The sequence below is a fragment of the Dietzia sp. Cai40 genome, from assembly GCF_014145165.1.
GTDB classification, from domain to species: Bacteria; Actinomycetota; Actinomycetes; order Mycobacteriales; family Mycobacteriaceae; genus Dietzia; species Dietzia natronolimnaea.
Map to the genome: position 1 here is coordinate 1 of NZ_JAALEB010000442.1, position 1417 is coordinate 1417.

The window sequence follows — 1417 nt, forward strand, 5'->3', positions numbered from 1 at the left end:
CTACGAACTCACCCGAGACGACCTCGCGGACGTGACGATCCTGGAGAAGGCCGACGACGTGGGCGGGGTGTGGCGGGACAACACCTACCCGGGAGCGGCCTGTGACGTGCCGTCGAACCTGTACTCGTACTCGTTCCACCGCAAGACGGACTGGGGCCGCCGCTACGCCGAGCAGCCGGACATCCTGTCCTACATCCGCGAGACGGCGGACCGGTACGGCCTACGGGACAAGGTGCGCACGGGGATCGAGGTGACCTCGGCCACCTTCGACGAGGACACCGCCACGTGGACGGTGCTCACCGCCTCCGGCGAGTCGTTCGAGGCCGACGTTCTGGTCCCCGCGATCGGCCAGCTGTCCAGGCCGGCCTACCCGAACATCCCCGGGCTGGACTCCTTCGCGGGCCCGTCGTTCCACTCCGCCCGGTGGCGGCACGATGTGGATCTCACCGGCAAGCGGGTCGCGGTGCTCGGTACCGGGGCCTCGGCGATCCAGTTCGTCCCCCGGATCCGTGAGGCCGCGTCCCACGTGACGGTCTACCAGCGCTCGGCGCCGTGGGTGGTGCCCAAGCCCGACCGGGCCTACACCGACGCGCACCACACCGCGTTCGCCCGTGTCCCCGGCCTCGTCCCCGCGATGCGCGGGGCGATCTGGGAGACCACGGAGGCCATCGGCCTCGCCCTGACCTCCGCTCGTCCACTGGCGCGGATCCTCAGCGGGTTGGCCAAGGCCAACCTCAGGCTGACCGTCCGGGACCCGGAGTTGCGCGCCGCACTCACCCCCACGGAACCGATCGGGTGCAAACGGATGCTGTTCAGCAACGAGTGGTACCGCGCGCTCGCCCAGCCGGACGTCGACGTGGTGACCGACGGCGTCGCCGAGGTCGTCCCCGACGGGATCGTCACATCCGACGGACGTCTGCACCCCGCCGACGTCATCGTCTACGGCACCGGCTTCAAGGCCACCGAGTTCCTCGCGACCATCACCGTGCGGGGGCGCGGGGGCCGGGATCTGCACGAGCAGTGGCGCGAGGGCGCACGGGCGTACCTCGGGATGGCCGTCCCGGGCTTTCCCAACATGTTCCTGGTCTACGGCCCCAACACCAACCTCGGCAGCAGCTCGATCATCCTCATGATGGAACAGCAGGCCCGGTACATCCGTCAGATCGTCGAGGATCTGGCCCGGGCTGAGCGGCCCGTGGCACTCGAGGTGCGACGTGAGGTCGACGACGCCTACGACGCCGAGATGCTGCGACGCCTCGACGACTCGGTCTGGAGCGGGTGCGACTCCTGGTACAGGGTGGACTCCGGAAGGGTCACCACCAACTGGCCCGGGTTGGTCCACGAGTACCAGCGCCGGACCCGCACCGCGGACACCGCCGACTACGAGACCGTCGCGCCGCGTCGCTCGGCGGAGTCG

General features: G+C 70.0%; 1 protein-coding gene. It reads left to right on the plus strand.

The genetic code is table 11. From position 1 onward, the window contains the following. Positions 1 to 1417, plus strand: a 1417-nt coding sequence (locus G6022_RS15300) for an NAD(P)/FAD-dependent oxidoreductase (RefSeq protein WP_182691919.1), incomplete at both ends; no start/stop codon positions are given.